The organism is Mesorhizobium sp. M7A.F.Ca.MR.176.00.0.0 (assembly GCF_004023165.1).
Lineage (GTDB): Bacteria > Pseudomonadota > Alphaproteobacteria > Rhizobiales > Rhizobiaceae > Mesorhizobium.
In genome coordinates this window covers 23690-38308 of the sequence record NZ_RZTC01000033.1, presented here as the reverse complement: position 1 = coordinate 38308, position 14619 = coordinate 23690, and the positions used below count along the sequence as shown (strand labels likewise).

At 63.6% G+C, this 14619-nt stretch carries 15 protein-coding genes and 1 pseudogene; 12 read left to right on the top strand and 4 right to left on the bottom strand.

Annotated features, from left to right (window positions below; all coding sequences use genetic code 11):
* Positions 1-31 precede the first annotated feature (31 nt).
* On the top strand, positions 32-763 hold the full coding sequence (locus EOB59_RS37315) for a DUF2867 domain-containing protein (RefSeq protein WP_348639515.1): 732 nt from the start codon (positions 32-34) through the stop codon (positions 761-763).
* An 11-nt stretch (positions 764-774) separates the two neighbouring features.
* Here EOB59_RS37315 and EOB59_RS13655 read toward each other — a convergent pair whose 3' ends face one another.
* Together EOB59_RS13655 and EOB59_RS13650 are read right to left on the bottom strand one after the other, a co-directional pair.
* Positions 775-1845 carry a TraB/GumN family protein gene (locus EOB59_RS13655; RefSeq protein ID WP_127398515.1) on the bottom strand — a complete coding sequence of 357 codons (1071 nt, stop codon included), beginning with the start codon at positions 1843-1845 and terminating at the stop codon, positions 775-777.
* A gap of 380 nt (positions 1846-2225) precedes the next feature.
* The gene (locus tag EOB59_RS13650) at positions 2226-3164 is read right to left on the bottom strand and encodes a tyrosine recombinase XerC (protein WP_127808704.1); all 939 of its coding nucleotides are present in this window, start codon (positions 3162-3164) and stop codon (positions 2226-2228) included.
* Positions 3165-3564: 400 nt separating this feature from the next.
* On the opposite strand from EOB59_RS13650, the gene rimM reads away from it, so the two are divergent.
* Both rimM and trmD read left to right on the top strand, forming a co-directional pair.
* Positions 3565-4164, top strand: coding sequence for a ribosome maturation factor RimM (gene rimM / locus EOB59_RS13645; protein ID WP_127330189.1), 600 nt, complete (start codon positions 3565-3567; stop codon positions 4162-4164).
* Positions 4161-4865: a tRNA (guanosine(37)-N1)-methyltransferase TrmD gene (gene trmD, locus EOB59_RS13640; protein WP_127330191.1), complete on the top strand. Its 705-nt coding sequence runs from the start codon at positions 4161-4163 to the stop codon at positions 4863-4865. Before rimM ends, trmD begins: the two co-directional genes overlap by 4 nt.
* Here the strand turns inward: trmD and EOB59_RS13635 are convergent.
* A complete protein-coding gene (locus EOB59_RS13635) occupies positions 4847-5599 on the bottom strand; it encodes a sulfite exporter TauE/SafE family protein (protein ID WP_127267362.1) in 753 nt (250 codons plus the stop codon). The two genes, trmD and EOB59_RS13635, sit on opposite strands and share 19 nt — an antisense overlap.
* Positions 5600-5927: 328 nt before the next feature.
* Between EOB59_RS13635 and rplS the strand changes: the two genes are divergently transcribed.
* The 7 genes from rplS to leuC all read left to right on the top strand — a co-directional run bounded on the left by rplS (position 5928) and on the right by leuC (position 11795).
* Complete coding sequence (rplS, locus tag EOB59_RS13625) at positions 5928-6479, top strand: 50S ribosomal protein L19 (protein WP_013528861.1); 552 nt, start codon at positions 5928-5930, stop codon at positions 6477-6479.
* Positions 6480-6633: 154 nt separating this feature from the next.
* Complete coding sequence (locus EOB59_RS13620; protein WP_127267363.1) at positions 6634-7047, top strand: organic hydroperoxide resistance protein; 414 nt, start codon at positions 6634-6636, stop codon at positions 7045-7047.
* Positions 7044-7553, top strand: coding sequence for a MarR family transcriptional regulator (locus EOB59_RS13615; protein ID WP_127267364.1), 510 nt, complete (start codon positions 7044-7046; stop codon positions 7551-7553). The genes EOB59_RS13620 and EOB59_RS13615 overlap by 4 nt, the downstream gene beginning before the upstream one ends.
* Positions 7554-7730: 177 nt before the next feature.
* Positions 7731-8528 carry a transporter substrate-binding domain-containing protein gene (locus EOB59_RS13610; protein WP_128288553.1) on the top strand — a complete coding sequence of 266 codons (798 nt, stop codon included), beginning with the start codon at positions 7731-7733 and terminating at the stop codon, positions 8526-8528.
* Between the two features lie 66 nt (positions 8529-8594).
* Positions 8595-9407, top strand: coding sequence for an amino acid ABC transporter permease (locus EOB59_RS13605; protein ID WP_128288552.1), 813 nt, complete (start codon positions 8595-8597; stop codon positions 9405-9407).
* A 54-nt stretch (positions 9408-9461) separates the two neighbouring features.
* Positions 9462-10097, top strand: a complete 636-nt coding sequence (locus EOB59_RS13600; RefSeq protein WP_127808711.1) for a class I SAM-dependent methyltransferase — start codon at positions 9462-9464, stop codon at positions 10095-10097.
* A 288-nt stretch (positions 10098-10385) separates the two neighbouring features.
* Entirely contained in the window at positions 10386-11795 is a 1410-nt protein-coding gene (gene leuC, locus EOB59_RS13590) for a 3-isopropylmalate dehydratase large subunit (RefSeq protein ID WP_128288551.1), read from the top strand.
* Between the two features lie 39 nt (positions 11796-11834).
* On the opposite strand, the gene EOB59_RS13585 is transcribed toward leuC, so the two are convergent.
* On the bottom strand, positions 11835-12152 hold the full coding sequence (locus EOB59_RS13585; protein WP_127267369.1) for a hypothetical protein: 318 nt from the start codon (positions 12150-12152) through the stop codon (positions 11835-11837).
* Positions 12153-12312: 160 nt separating this feature from the next.
* Here EOB59_RS13585 and EOB59_RS13580 point away from each other — a divergent pair, with 160 nt between their 5' ends.
* Both EOB59_RS13580 and EOB59_RS13575 read left to right on the top strand, forming a co-directional pair.
* Positions 12313-13509 (top strand): GGDEF domain-containing protein, encoded by a 1197-nt coding sequence (locus tag EOB59_RS13580; protein ID WP_127267370.1) that lies wholly within the window; start codon positions 12313-12315, stop codon positions 13507-13509.
* A gap of 75 nt (positions 13510-13584) precedes the next feature.
* A pseudogene (locus EOB59_RS13575) lies at positions 13585-14619 on the top strand (GGDEF domain-containing protein); the annotation flags it as partial.

Here is a 14619-nt window from a genome sequence, read left to right as displayed (position 1 = left end):
CCAGCCACTACCGCCGCCACCGCTCTGCTTGATGGTGGTGTTGGTGGTGTTGGGATTGAACGGGTCGTTTGGATTCGGTGCGTTCGCCATAAAAGTGTCCTCCGTGGATGAAAAATATCAATCAACACCATATAACGCGCAATCATTGAACTGGTTTCACGCTAGGGTTGGAAAACGCCAAAAACAAGGACAATCCCGCCGTTCCGGAGCCGGAATGGCGTTGTTTCGCCACGCAACGCGCCAAGTTGGTGCCTACTATGGGTTTTTCCGGAGGATTTTTGTCGTGACGAATCCCATAGCAGAGTTTGTCCCGAATCACTGCGATGTTCTCGCCGGAGCCCAGTTCGCCGACCGCTTTGTGCTGATCACCCAGGGTCTTTCTTTAACGGCACTCGGCGCGGCGGAACGCGCCCTGGGGCGAATGCCGCCCTGGGTCGGCAGGCTCATGGCGCTGCGCAACCTTGCCGTCAAGCCGTTCCGGCTGAAGACGGGCCTGGAAACTACAGTGTTGCCGTCAGGCCGGATCGGGATATTTCCGCTCATCAGCCAGTTTCCCGGCAAGGTTGTGCTTGGCCTCGACGACCGGCATCTCGATTTCCGTGTCCTGGTCGAAGTCAGGGATCTCGGCACGGGCCGGCAAGAGGTGGCCGCGACGACGATCGTCAAGACGCACAATTGGCTCGGGCGCGCCTATCTTGCGATCATCATGCCGTTTCACCGGATCGTCGTTCCGGCGATGCTGGCCCAGATCCTGGCGAAGTAAACTGAAGTAGCTTAAAGTCCAACAGGCGTGACGGTGTAACCGGCCTTGCGGAAGTCCTCGACGAGGCCTTCGGGGCCGGGAAGGTGGAGGGCGCCGACCGCCATGAAGACGTTGCCCCTGGCAAGGATCGGTTCGGCATGCTCGACCATCACCTTGTTGCGGCTGGTGATCATGGTTTCCTCGAACGCCGCATAGCCCGCGGGGTCGTCCGTGCCTTCCGGCATGGCCACGCGAAACAGCGGCCAGAACATTCCGGTGTCGCCGCGCTGGTAGAGCACGATCATGGTTTCGTTGATGTCGTTGATCTTATCGCCGAGCTTCAGCGTGTCGACGAGGCCCTTCATGTGAAACGCCAGCGGCAGCGAGGCCATGGCGCGCAACTGGCTTTCAGCAGTCTCCAATCCTTCCACCGGCTTGCCGGAAGCCTTTGCACCTTCCGCCAGCCTGACATCGAGCACCGGGGCGCCGCCTGACTGACGGGCGAGTTCGCAGGCCGGCAGTGCCATCATGGCCGAGAGCATCCACGGCTTCATCTTGGCAACCGTTGCCGGAGGAATGCCGCGGGCGTCGAGCGCGGCGTTCATGGCCGCCGCATCGTCGGGTGACAGCAGCGACGCCAGCGTCGTCGAATCAGTGAACATCATCAGGTCCGGCTCCTTGAGCATCGCGACCATCATCTTCTGCTTGTCGAGCACGTCAGTGGTTTCGATGATGATGGTGCCGGCGGCGTCATAGGCTTTCTGCGCGTCGGGAGGCAGCGTGGTGACGCGCGGGTCGGTCATATGCATGGTGCCGAACAGGAAGGACGGCTTCTCGCCGGGCTTTTCCAGCTTCCACAACAGGCCCTTGCCGTTCGGTGTCGCGGCGGCTTCCGCTTCGATCTTGCGGTAGGTCGCCGGATCGTTCTTCTGCAAGGCCGACAGCATGTCGGCGCCGGTGCAGGTCGAGATTTCGGCATGGGCCTTGCCGGCCGCGAACAGCAGCACGGCGAGAAACGACAGGAAGAACAGAACATTGAGCGCGACGAGCAGCTTCAGCGACACGGAAGCTGCACGGTCGGCGATGGCGATGACGCGTTTCATGATCCCATTCCTAGAACCGAAAAGCGGCAAAACGGTTAATTGGTACTGCGAAATTGTCTTCGACCGGCTATCGCCCTCAGCGGACGTCGATGGTGCTCATGACTCAATGATTAGCGGAAACGCCCATTTCTTCGTCATCCACGGGCGGAGCAAGGAGCGTAGCGACGCGGCGCAGACCCGAGGATCCATGCCGGGACTCTGGAACGCTGCAACAGTGCAGAATTCCGCTCCGCAGCACTCCATGGCAAAGGTCGCGGCATGGATCCCAGGGTCTCCGCGACGGAGCTTCGCTCCTGCTTCGCCCAGGGATGACGACGTTGGGGAGGCTTTCGGCCAATGGTGAACGTTTGGCCACCGATACTATGCGACGCTACTGGCGTTCATGCCCGTGGATGGGCCTGCTCGTAAATCTCGAGCAGCCTCGCGGTGTCGACGCCGGTGTAGATCTGCGTCGTCGAAAGGCTGGCGTGGCCGAGCAGTTCCTGGATGGTGCGCAAATCGCCGCCGCGGCCGAGCAGATGCGTAGCGAAGGAATGGCGCAGCGCATGCGGCGTCGCGGTATCGGGCAGGTTGAGCGCCGAGCGCAGCTTGGCCATGTCGCGCTGGACGATGGCCGGGTTGAGCGGACCGCCGCGGGCGCCGCGAAACAACAGGCCCTTGGGGTCGAGATGGTAGGGGCAGAGCCGGCGATATTCGGCGATCGCCCTGAGCGCCACCGGCAGCACCGGCACCAGGCGCGTCTTGCCGCCCTTGCCGGTGACGCGAAGCACCGTGTCGGCCGCCGACGCCAGATCGGCGCCGGCGAGGCCAAGCGCCTCGGAAATGCGCAGGCCGGAGCCGTAGAGCAGTGTCAGCACGGCGGCGTTGCGGGCAGCAATCCAGGGTTCCTCCGCCAGTTGGCCTTCAATGGAAACAACATGCTTGGCATCGCTCGCTGTCAGCGGCTTGGGCAGCGATTTGGGTTGGCGCGGCGAGCGCAGTGCTGCCGCCCCGGCCGCATTGGCGAGGCCGCGCCGCTCGAGGAAACGCAGCAGCGAGCGGATGCCGGCGAGACCCCGGCCCAGCGTGCGGGCACCGGCACCGGCATTGCGCCGCGCCGCGAGAAAGCCGCGCAGGTCGGCCGGGCGCAGATCGGCGATGTCCGAAATGCCGGGCGAGCCGCCGCAATGGCCGGTGAGGAAATGCAGGAACTGGCGCGTGTCGCGCTCATAGGCTTCCACGGTCTTGGGCGACAGCCGACGTTCTCGCGCGAGCATCTTCAGCCAGCTTTCGCGCGCCGCCTGGAGATCGGGTTTGGCCGGGATCAGGAATTCCTGCATGGCGGCATTTTCGGGTATTCGGGTTAGGAAGCGGTGAAGAGCCGTCATTGAAATGACAGCCGGCTGAGGTTAGGAGACCATCGATTGGTGGCAGGTGACTACCTTGGTGATTGGCTGAAATGCCCGCCCCCTTCGTCATCCTGGGGCGGAGCAGGAGCGAAGCGACGTCGCGGAGACCCCGGGATCCATGCCGTGACCTGCGAGCGTTGCTGCGTTACAAGTCTGATAGCTTTGCGGTGGAGACCGCGCGAAGTGTTTGCAAATAGAGAGTTGGCAGGAACGAGACTCGTGACCCTTTCTGAACTGCCGTGCTTTTTGGTCGCCGTAACGGAATGGATCCTCGGGTCTGCGCAGTCGCTTCGCGCCTGCTCCGCCCGTGGATGACGAAGGTAAAAGCGCCATGAGCAAGCCCCAAAACCCTGTCCAGATGGCCGTGATCGGCGCCGCCCATGGCATCAAGGGCGAGTTGCGGGTGAAGACCTTCACAGGTGAGCCGCTGGCGCTGGCCGATTACGGGCCGCTCTACGCCAGGGACGGGCGCGCCTTCCAGATCGTCGACATCAGGCCTGCCAACACCGTCGTCGTGGTCCGCTTCAAGGGCATTGCCGACCGCAATGCGGCCGAGGCGCTGGCAGGCACGGAGCTGTTCGTCGACCGTTCGATGCTGCCGGACGACGGCGAGGAAGACGAATTCTACCATGCCGACCTCGTCGGCCTCGAAGTCCGCGACGACACGGCTGCCGTGCTTGGCAAGGTGGTCGCGGTGCACAATTTCGGCGGCGGCGATATTCTCGACGTGACGCTGGGCGGGCGCAAGGGCGTGCTGATCCCGTTCACACAGGCCGCCGTGCCGCAAGTGTCGATCGCCGAGGGTTTTGTCCGTGTCGATCCGGCGGCTGCCGGGCTGGTCGACGACGAGGATGGCGATGGCCCGCGCGAGGAAGACTTCGATCCGAAGGGCCGGCCGCGCGGACCGAGCGATGCCGGGGGCAACCGGTGAGTTTTTCCGCTTCGGTGCTGACGCTTTACCCCGAGATGTTTCCCGGCGCGCTCGGCCTGTCGTTGGCCGGCCGGGCGCTGGAGGCCGGGACGTGGTCGCTGGAGGCGATCCAGATCCGCGACTTCGCCCCCGACCGCCATCGCACCGTCGACGACACGCCCGCCGGCGGCGGCGCCGGCATGGTGATGCGCGCCGACGTGCTGGCGAAAGCCATCGACCATGCTTCGCCGGAAGGCGATGCGCGGCCTCGGCTGCTGATGAGCCCGCGCGGCAAGCCGCTGACCCAGGCGCGTGTGCGCGAGCTGGCGGCTGGGCCGGGTGCCGTCATCCTGTGCGGCCGCTTCGAAGGCGTCGACCAGCGGGTGATCGACGCGCGGGGATTGGAGGAGGTCTCCATCGGTGATTTCATCCTCTCGGGTGGTGAGCCGGCCGCCCTTGTGCTGCTCGACGCGGTGGTGCGGCTGTTGCCCGGCGTGATGGGCAACGCGGTGTCGGGCGAGGAGGAGAGTTTCGAAAACGGCCTGCTCGAACATCCGCACTATACGCGGCCGCAGGAGTTTGAAGGCCGCGAGATACCCGAGGTGCTGATCTCGGGCAATCACAAGAAGATCGCCGCATGGCGGCGGGCGGAGTCAGAGGCGTTGACGAAAGAGCGGCGTCCGGATTTGTTGGGCGCCGCCGCTCACCCTTTCCAAAAGTAATAGAAAGCCAGAAACAGACCGACAGCGACGACGAAGCCGCGCACTGCGTTTTGCGGCACGCGCTTGGCGATCCAGACGCCGGCATAGCCGCCGAGCGCTCCGCCCGGGATCATGATGATCGCCTGCGGCCAGGCGACGACGCCGCCCGAGACGAAGACGACGATCGCAACAGCGGCGATGACCATGGCCAGCATGTTCTTCAACGCGTTCAGCCGGTGATAGTCGCCGGCTTGCGTCAGGCCGAGCGTCGCCAGCATCATCACGCCCATGCCGGCGCCGAAGAAGCCGCCATAGATGGCGGTGAGAAACTGCGCCAGGGAGCCGGCGAGCGAGCCCACCGCCGCTTCATGACCGGGCTTCGGCACTGGTTTCAGCCAGGGGCCGGCTGCGAACAGGGCTGTCGCGGCCAAGAGCAGCCACGGCACCAGAGCGCGAAACGACGGATTGTCGAGCGCCAAAAGGATCAGCGCGCCGGCCAGTGCACCCACGGCCGAAATCAGGCACAGCAGTAGCGCGCCGCGCCAGAAATGCCTGATATCGGCCGAGTAGGCGAGGGTCGAGGTTATGTAGCCTGGAAATTGCGTCACCGAGGAGGTGGCGTTGGCGACGATCGGCGGCAGGCCGACCAGCGTCATGGCGCCGAAGGTGATGAAGGTGCCGCCACCGGCGACCGCATTGGCGGCGCCTGACAGAAAGCCCGCCAGAAACAGCAGGATGGCATCGAAGACAGACATGAATTGCGGCCGCTCAAAACTGTGTTATTTCAGGCTTAGAAAGCCTGAACGACCGGCGCAACCCGGCACGGCAGGATTACGATGGTGCCATGCGAGCAGAAAATGCGCTGCCAAGGCGTGACAAAGCGGCGAAATAGCTGTATGTGCCCGCCCGTACCGGCCAGAAAGAATCTGCCGGACCCGTCAACAATGACGGTGTAGTCGCCCCTGCCTGATGTTTCAAAGACAAATGTCTTGGAGACAAAAGGCATAGCCAAGCGGTCAATGGAACTGCAAGGCGAGTGTCGGACGCTCTGACTGTCGGAAGAACAAGAAGTGGACTTTTGAGATGGATATTCTCCGTCAGCTCGAGGCCGAACAGGCCGCCAAGATCGAAGCCAAGCGCAAGCTTCCCGAATTCCAGCCCGGCGACACCGTGCGCGTCCAGGTCCGCGTGACCGAAGGCACCCGCACCCGCGTCCAGGCCTATGAGGGCGTCGTCATCGCCCGCGCCGGCGCCGGCTTCCAGGAGAACTTCACGGTTCGCAAGATTTCCTACGGCGAAGGCGTCGAGCGCGTGTTCCCGGTCTACTCGCCGATGGTTGAAGGCGTCGAGATCGTTCGCCGCGGCAAGGTGCGTCGCGCCAAGCTCTATTACCTGCGCGATCGTCGCGGCAAATCGGCCCGTATTTCGGAAAACACCGGCGTGCGCGCCCGCAAGCTGAATGATGAGGAGCGCGATGCGCTGAACGCCGAGAAGGCCCGCATCGAGGCCGAGAAGGTGGCAGCAGCCGAGGCCCTGGCCGTCGAGAAGGCCGCCCAGGACGCCGCCGAGAAGAAGGCCGCCGCCGAAGCCGAAGCAGCAGCCAAGGCCGCCGCGGAAGCGACCCCCGCCGAATAAGGTTTTCGGACATCCCATTCAAAAAGGCGGCTTCGGCCGCCTTTTTCGTTTCACCGGACTGTGAACGCTTTCAGCGCCAGAAACGGGATCCGCTGTTGACGGCATATTATCTTGTGTACCAAATAATCGTGCACAAGGTAATTGGAGATTTGATATGGCACTCTACACCACACAGGCTCACGTCACCGGCGGCCGCGCCGGCCACGGCGAGACCAGCGACGGTCTGCTCAAGGTCGATCTGGCAATGCCCAAGGAGCTCGGCGGGCCGGGGGGCGCCACCAATCCTGAGCAACTGTTCGCAATCGGCTATGCCGCCTGCTTCGAAAGCGCCATCCGCTTCGTCGCGCGCAAACAGAAGCTGTCGCTGACGGATGCCGGGGTAACCTCCACCGTCAGCCTGCTTCCCAATGGCGAAGGCTTTAAGCTCGGCGTCGCGCTCGCGGCGGAAACGAAAGGCCTTGATCAGGCGGCGGCGGAAGCGCTTGTATCGGAGGCGCACAAGATCTGCCCCTATTCCAACGCCATCAGGGGCAATGTCGACGTAGCGCTTTCGGTAAAGGCGGCATGACGGAAAAGACGACAAAGAGCACCAGCGACGTCCCGGCGGAGGCCACCGGGACGTTTCACGTTCCGCGGCTCGACCAGCAGCTGTGCTTCGCGCTCTATTCGGCAAGCGGGCTGATGACGAAGCTCTACCGCCCGCTGCTCGATCCGCTCGGCCTGACCTATCCGCAATATCTGGCCATGTTGGCGCTGTGGGAACGAGCTCCAAGCACGGTTGGCGAGCTTGGCGAAGCGCTTGGCCTGGATTCCGCGACGCTGACGCCGCTGCTCAAGCGGATGGAGGCTGGCGGACTGGTCACACGCCGGCGCGACCCCGCCGACGAGCGCCGGGTTATGGTCGAGCCGACAGCGAAGGGCCAAGCGTTGCGTGAGCAGGCTAAAAGCGTGCCGGCGGCGATGCTTTGCAACCTGCCGCTGGATGCCGACGAGTTGAAATCCCTGCACCGCACGCTGACGCGGTTCGTCTCCGGCTTGCGCAAGGCAGATGCCGGCATCGCGAAGCGGAGCTGATCGCTGCCGCGACACCGTTCATTCCTGAATCCCGGAAATGAAGGCACTGGAATCCGCTTTCGCGCATCCTGACGCAGCGGACCGTCTTGCATGACGCTTGCGGAAAGCTAAAGTCGGCGCCGTATTTTCCTGCAAGCCCGGCCATGTCCGGGTCCGTCAATTTCCGGGGAGTGTGTCATGACCAAATCGAAACTGCTGCTGGCAGGCCTGCTTGCCCTCGTCCTGACGCCCGTTGCCGCCTTTGCGCAGGCGCTGCCCGACCTCGGCGGCAAAAAGGTGGTGGTTGTGACCGAAAACGCCTATCCGCCGCTGCAGTTCATCGATGCCAAGACCGGCAAGCAGATCGGCTGGGAGTATGACGCGATGAACGAGATCGCCAAGCGGCTGAATTTTGCCGTCGAATACCAGAACACCTCCTGGGACGCGATGATCCAGGCGGTTTCCGACAACCAGTACAACATTGGCATGACCGGCATCACCATCAAGGACGATCGCAAGGAGAAGGTCGATTTCTCCGACCCCTATATGCGCTCGGAACAGTTCATGCTGGTGCGCGGCGATGAGAGCCGCTTCACTGACGCCAAGACCTTCGGCGACTTCAAGGACGGGCTGATCGGCGCGCAGGCCGGCACCACGCCCTTCTACACCGCCGTCTATAGCGTGCTCGACGGCAATGAGCAGAACCCGCGCATCAAACTGTTCGAAACCTTCGGCGCGACCGTGCAGGCACTGAAGTCCGGTGACGTCGATGTCGTTTTGACCGATGGCACCGCTGGCAAAGGCTATGTCGACGCCTCCGAGGGCAAACTGAAACTGATCGGCGGGCCGCTCGGCACCGAGGATTTCGGTTTCATTTTCCCCAAGGGTTCCGACCTGGTGAAGCCGATCAACGCGGCAATCGCTGCGTTGAAGGCGGACGGGACGTTCGATGCGCTAAACAAGAAATGGTTTCTTGATTACAAGATGGGGCAGTGATTTCCCGCTGACTTCGCGCTTGAACGCCCCCCTCTGCCCCCACGTCTGCTTGGCCGGCATCGCCTGATGGCAACGCCTTCCTCTTCGTCCAAAGCCGACTTCCCCTGGTGGCTCGTCGTTGCCGTAACCCTCGCCATCGCGGTGGCCGTCTTCGTCGCCACCAGCAACCTCTATGCCCAGGTGTTCGCCACGGTCGCCAAGGGCATCGGCGTCACCATCTTCGTCACCGTGATCGCCTTCGTGCTGGCGTCGGCCATTGGGCTCGGCATCGCGCTGATGGGAATGTCCGGTTCGCGCTGGCTGCGCCAGATCGCGCGCTTCTATGTCGAGATCGTCCGCGGCGTGCCGATCCTGGTGCTGTTGTTCTGGATCGCCTTTGCCGGCGCGCCGGCCTTCGTCGCGGCCTGGAACGCGCTGACCGCGCCGCTGCAAAGTGCCGGCCTGTTCGGCGAGCTTTTGGTGCGCGACGTGTCGCTGCTCTGGCGCGCCATCATGGCGCTGACCATCGGCTATTCGGCTTTCATCTCGGAGGTTTTCCGGGCCGGCATCCAGGCGGTGGAGAAGGGTCAGATCGAAGCGGCGAAGGCGCTTGGGCTGACACGCGCGCAGCGTTTCCGGCTGATCGTGTTCCCACAGGCAATCCGCACCATCCTGCCGCCGCTCGGCAATGATTTCGTCGCTTTGGTCAAGGATTCCTCGCTGGTCTCGGTGCTCGGCGTTGCCGACATCACGCAGATGGGCAAGGTCTACGCCGCCGGCTCCTTTCGCTTCTTCGAGACCTATTCGATAACGGCCTACATCTATCTCATCCTGACCGTCGGCCTGTCGCTGGCGCTCAGGGCGCTGGAGCGGCGGCTGCGCCGCCAGCACGAGGAATAGTTTTTCGGCCAAGGCAGCGCTACGATCCCCGAGCATTCCCTTGAGGAGGTCCCCATGATCGTCGACAAAGCCAATGCGGCGCTGGATTCCGTCTATACGGCCGACACGCCGGAAGCGCTTGAGGAGGCCTATGCCGCGTGGGCTGCGACCTATGACAGCGAGACCGCCTCGCTCGGCTACCTCCTGCCTTTCCTGATCACCGCCTGGGTGGCGCGTCATGTGCCGGCGGGCGATGGTCCCTTGCTCGATGCCGGCTGCGGCACTGGCCTGTCGGGACCCTCGCTGAAGGCGCTCGGTTACCGCGACATTGCGGGGCTCGACCTCTCGCACGATATGCTGAAGATCGCCGGCAGCCGCAATGCCTACAGCGACCTGAAGCAGGCAATGCTGGGCGAAACGCTGCCATGGCCTGACAAGTATTTCCGGGCCTTCTTCTCGACCGGCGTGTTCACCATCAGCCATGCGCCGGCGTCGGGCCTGCACGAGCTGGTGCGCATCACCCGCAAGGGCGGCCATGCCATCTTCACCGTGCGCGACCAGGTGTTTGAGAGCGGCGGCTTCCAGGCGGTGTTCGATGAGCTGGAGCTAGCTGGGAAATGGCGGCCGATCGAGGAAAGCCCGTGGTTCCGCTGCTATGCGATCGCCGAGCCTGACGCGCTGGTGAAGACGTTTGTGTTTGAAGTGTTGTGACTCCACTTACCTTCTCCCCTTGCGGGAGAAGGTAAAGGCGCTGAACGCCGCAATTGCCGAAAACCCAAAACATTGGTATGAGCCACGCCATGGAAGAGCTTTTTGGCGATCCGGCCTACAAGGGGTTCGTGCTGCAGGACAGGAAACGCCTGCCGTCGCGTTTTTCCGCGCGCGTGTCCGGGGCGCTGACCAGCCGACTACCCTAGGCCGACCTGTTCGGGTCCCTTTCGCCGGGCCTGAGGTCCGGTACCTGCTCTTTCCCATTCTCATATCGACGGATTTACGCACATGAGCGCACCGCGCACCCTCTACGACAAGATTTTCGACGACCATGTCGTCGATCGCCAGGACGACGGCACCTGCCTGCTCTACATCGACCGCCACCTGGTCCATGAAGTGACCAGCCCGCAGGCCTTCGAAGGCCTGCGCATGACCGGCCGTAAAGTCCGGCATCCGGAAAAGACGCTGGCCGTGGTCGATCACAATGTCTCGACCTCGCCCGAGCGCAAGTTCGGCATCAAGAACGAGGAAAGCCGCATCCAGGTCGAGGCGTTGGCCACGAACGCCAGGGATTTCGGCGTCGAATATTATTCCGAGAACGATATCCGCCAGGGTATCGTCCACATCATCGGTCCCGAGCAAGGCTTTACACTGCCCGGCATGACCATCGTCTGCGGCGACAGCCACACCTCGACGCACGGCGCTTTCGGTGCGCTGGCGCACGGCATCGGCACATCCGAGGTCGAGCATGTTCTGGCGACACAGACGCTGATCCAGCGCAAGGCCAAGAACATGCTGGTGCGTGTCGACGGCCAGTTGCCGGAAGGCGTCACCGCCAAGGACATCATCCTGGCCATTATCGGCGAGATCGGCACTGCCGGCGGCACCGGCTATGTCATCGAATATGCCGGCGAGGCGATCCGTGCGCTGTCGATGGAAGGCCGCATGACGATCTGCAACATGTCGATCGAAGGCGGCGCGCGCGCCGGCCTGATCGCCGCCGACGAGACGACCTTCGCCTATGTCAAGGACAAGCCGCGCGCGCCGAAGGGCGCGTCCTGGGATGCGGCACTCGAATACTGGAAGACGCTGCAGTCCGACGAAGGCGCGCATTTCGACAAGGTGATCGTGCTCGATGCGGCCAAGCTGCCGCCGATCGTCTCCTGGGGCTCCTCGCCCGAGGATGTCGTGTCGGTGCAGGGCATTGTGCCGAACCCGGACGACATCGCCGATGAAAACAAGCGCACCTCCAAGCAGCGCGCGCTCGACTATATGGGTCTGACGCCGGGCACCAAGATCACCGACATCACGCTCGACCGCGTCTTCATCGGTTCGTGCACCAACGGCCGCATCGAGGATCTGCGCGCCGTCGCCAAGGTGGTCGAAGGCAAGACGGTCAGCCCGCATGTCGATGCGATGATCGTGCCCGGCTCCGGCCTGGTCAAGGAACAGGCGGAAGCCGAAGGCCTCGACAAGATCTTTGTCGCCGCCGGTTTCGACTGGCGCGAGCCGGGCTGTTCGATGTGCCTGGCCATGAACGACGACCGGCTGAAGCCGCATGAACGCTGCGCCTCGACCTCGAACCGCAATTTCGAGGGCCGGCAAGGCTTCAAGGGCCGCACCCATCTCGTGTCGCCGGCGATGGCGGCCGCAGCGGCGATCGCCGGCCACTTCGTCGACATCCGCGAGTGGAAGTAACCCGGATTTGAACAGAACCCGAGCCGCGCCCGGCTCGGGTCAGCTCTTTCCGTCGCGGCGGACGAGCTCGTGGAACTCCTCGCGGCGTCCCGGCTGTTCGGCCGCGACCACAAGCGCAAGCTGTTGTTCCTCGAAGAGCTTGAACCATTCGTCCCATTCGACGAGTTCATAGCCTCCCGCATTGAGCGGCCGTTCAGGCTGGTCCTGATCCTGATAGGCGTGCTGGCCGAAGACCAGCCTCAACATGGGCTGCGTCCCCGCTTCGGGCGATATGTCGACGATTGCGGGAAAGCCGGCGCGCCCGGCAGCCCATGAGCGGATCGCATCGTGGTCGGTCAGTGTGATTGTGTCGGCCATGGGTCGCTCCAGATTGTGAACGGAGGAACGCTGACTGGGGACTCCGGTTCCCTGACATTATTTTGAGACGGCGGTCCTGCTTACCGCTTTCGCTTAACCGCTTGTTTGGGCTTGCCCTCTAAGCTCTTCCCTGACGTAAGCCAGGGGAAGTCACAGTCGGTTGGACACGGGTCTGCTCATTGCGCTGCTCAACCCGACGATCGCGCTGGCGCTCGGCGCGGCGTTCCTTGTGCTATGGTCCTATCAGCGCCACCGCCCCTATCTGGCCGTTTTGGCGATCAGCTACAGTCTCTCGGCGGCTGGCTTCCTGCTGCAGTATTTCACCTTGCCCATCGGGATGCCGCTGACCAAGCTTACGTCGAACATCTGCTTCACCATCGCCGCGTGCTGCCTGGCCAGCGCTGTTATCCACCGCTATGGCCGCAAGGTGCCCTATGTGGGGATCGCCGTGCTGGCCGGCGGCGGCCTAGCGTCGTTGTGCTGGTTCCTGTTCGTCGCGCCGGATCTCACCTGGCGCATCCTGGCGATGAATTTCGCATTCGGCGGCATCAGCCTTCTGGTTGCTGCCGAACTGCGCCCGGTGCGCAACAACGGCCCGACCGAAAAAATCCTGTTCGTGCTGTCGCTGCTGTCGGGCGTCAATTTCTTCGTGCGCACCCTTGCCGTCGTCATCGCGCATGGGCCCTTCGCCAGCTATGACGGGTTCTATGGCTCGTCCTACTGGACGACGGCGCTGCTGTCGCACGCGCTGCTCTCGCTGCTCATTGCGTTGTGCCTGTTTTCCGCCGCGGCACTCGACGTGTTGAAGGCATTGAAGACCGAGACCTATACCGACCCCCTGTCGGGCCTGCTCAACCGGCGTGGCTTCGAGGAACGCGGCATGCGGCTCTTGCAGCACTGCGCCTCGGCCCGGTTCCCGGTCGCGCTGGTGCTGGCTGACCTCGATCACTTCAAGGCGCTCAACGATGTGCATGGACATGGCGCGGGCGATCGGGTGATCGCCGACTTCGCCGCCAAGCTTCGGTCGGCGGCCGGCGCGCGCGGTGTTGCCGGGCGTATCGGCGGCGAGGAATTCGCGGTGCTGCTGCCACTCAGCGATCTTGCCGCGGCCCGGCTGTTCGCCGAGGCGGTGCGCACCGTCTATTCGGCCGGCCATGTCGACGGACTTCCCCAGGGAACGAGGGTGACGGCAAGCTTCGGCGTGGCGGCCCGCAGCGGTGGCGAGGCGCTGGAGCCGCTGATGCGCCGTGCCGACGATGCGCTCTACAAAGCCAAGAAGAACGGCCGCGACAGTGTACGCCTGTCCTATGAGCGGCCGGAAACGGCGTTCCTGCCGGAGCCGCTCAAGACCGGCTGAATCTGCCCGGACGGGACGGCGTTAACGTCTTCTTCGCCCGTCGATGATTAGCTGTCGCCGCGGGTGCGGGAGAACATGAGCGGCGCCAACTTCATCCTGTTGATCAATCTGTCGGTTGCCGGCCTGCTGGCGGCATCCTTCATGGCGGTCGCCTTCCACGATGTCGGCCGCGCGCCGGCGCGCTGGCTGGCATTTGGCTATCTGCTGGGCATGACCTATTCGGCCATCGAATTCTCCATTCCCGCTTTCACCGACGCGCGGCTCCCGGTCGTGGCCGCCTTCGCGGTTTTCCTTGCCGCCACCATTGCGTTCAATGGCGGGCTTGCCCGCAAATACGGCGTGGCACTGCCCTGGAAGCCGATGCTGTTGTTCCTGTTGACCACCACCATAGCTGTGTATTTCGTGCAGGACCTGCCCCGCCAATCGCTGATCCGCATCATGGCTTACCAGCTTCCCTATGCGGTCATGCAGTTCATCGGGTTGGCCATCGTCTGGTCATCGAGGCAAAAGCTTGCCCGTCTCGATCGCATGTTGATGGCGGTGCTGGCGGCGAGCGGCCTGCAGTTTGCCTCCAAACCGTTCATCGCGCATGCGCTTGGTGGCTGGGGCGCCAATCCGCAAGCCTACCTGCAAAGCAACTACGCGCTGGTGTCGCAATCGCTCGGCACTGTCTTTGCGCTGGCGCTGGCGCTGCTGATGCTGGCCATCCTGGTTCGCGACGTGCTTGCCGAAGTGACGTCGAAGTCGGAGACGGACACGCTTTCGCGCCTGCTCAACCGCGGCGGCTTCACCCGGCATGCCGAGCTGGCGGTGCTTGGCGCGATGCGGCAAGGCGTGCCGGTCGCACTGGTCATCGCCGATCTCGATCATTTCAAGAGCGTCAACGACAGCTTCGGCCATGCGTCAGGCGACCGGGTGATCGAGATTTTTGCAGGCTTCCTGCGCGAAGCTGCAGCCGCGCATCACGTTGCCGGCCGGATTGGCGGCGAGGAGTTCGCCATCATCCTGCCGGGAACCAACCTTGCCGCGGCGCGGCTGTTCGCCGAGGGGACGCGCAGCGCCTTTGGCGGGCTGCCCATCGACGGGCTGCCGGCTGACAACCGCTGGCAC

Excerpts from the sequence above, each read along its gene's own strand:
- EOB59_RS37315 (WP_348639515.1), top strand. The coding sequence starts at position 32 with ATGGTGGTGTTGGTGGTGTTGGGATTGAACGGGTCGTTTGGATTCGGT.
- EOB59_RS13655 (WP_127398515.1), bottom strand. The coding sequence starts at position 1,845 with ATGAAACGCGTCATCGCCATCGCCGACCGTGCAGCTTCCGTGTCGCTG.
- EOB59_RS13650 (WP_127808704.1), bottom strand. The coding sequence starts at position 3,164 with ATGCAGGAATTCCTGATCCCGGCCAAACCCGATCTCCAGGCGGCGCGC.
- rimM (WP_127330189.1), top strand. The coding sequence starts at position 3,565 with ATGAGCAAGCCCCAAAACCCTGTCCAGATGGCCGTGATCGGCGCCGCC.
- EOB59_RS13635 (WP_127267362.1), bottom strand. The coding sequence starts at position 5,599 with ATGTCTGTCTTCGATGCCATCCTGCTGTTTCTGGCGGGCTTTCTGTCA.
- rplS (WP_013528861.1), top strand. The coding sequence starts at position 5,928 with ATGGATATTCTCCGTCAGCTCGAGGCCGAACAGGCCGCCAAGATCGAA.
- EOB59_RS13620 (WP_127267363.1), top strand. The coding sequence starts at position 6,634 with ATGGCACTCTACACCACACAGGCTCACGTCACCGGCGGCCGCGCCGGC.
- EOB59_RS13615 (WP_127267364.1), top strand. The coding sequence starts at position 7,044 with ATGACGGAAAAGACGACAAAGAGCACCAGCGACGTCCCGGCGGAGGCC.
- EOB59_RS13610 (WP_128288553.1), top strand. The coding sequence starts at position 7,731 with ATGACCAAATCGAAACTGCTGCTGGCAGGCCTGCTTGCCCTCGTCCTG.
- EOB59_RS13605 (WP_128288552.1), top strand. The coding sequence starts at position 8,595 with ATGGCAACGCCTTCCTCTTCGTCCAAAGCCGACTTCCCCTGGTGGCTC.
- EOB59_RS13600 (WP_127808711.1), top strand. The coding sequence starts at position 9,462 with ATGATCGTCGACAAAGCCAATGCGGCGCTGGATTCCGTCTATACGGCC.
- leuC (WP_128288551.1), top strand. The coding sequence starts at position 10,386 with ATGAGCGCACCGCGCACCCTCTACGACAAGATTTTCGACGACCATGTC.
- EOB59_RS13585 (WP_127267369.1), bottom strand. The coding sequence starts at position 12,152 with ATGGCCGACACAATCACACTGACCGACCACGATGCGATCCGCTCATGG.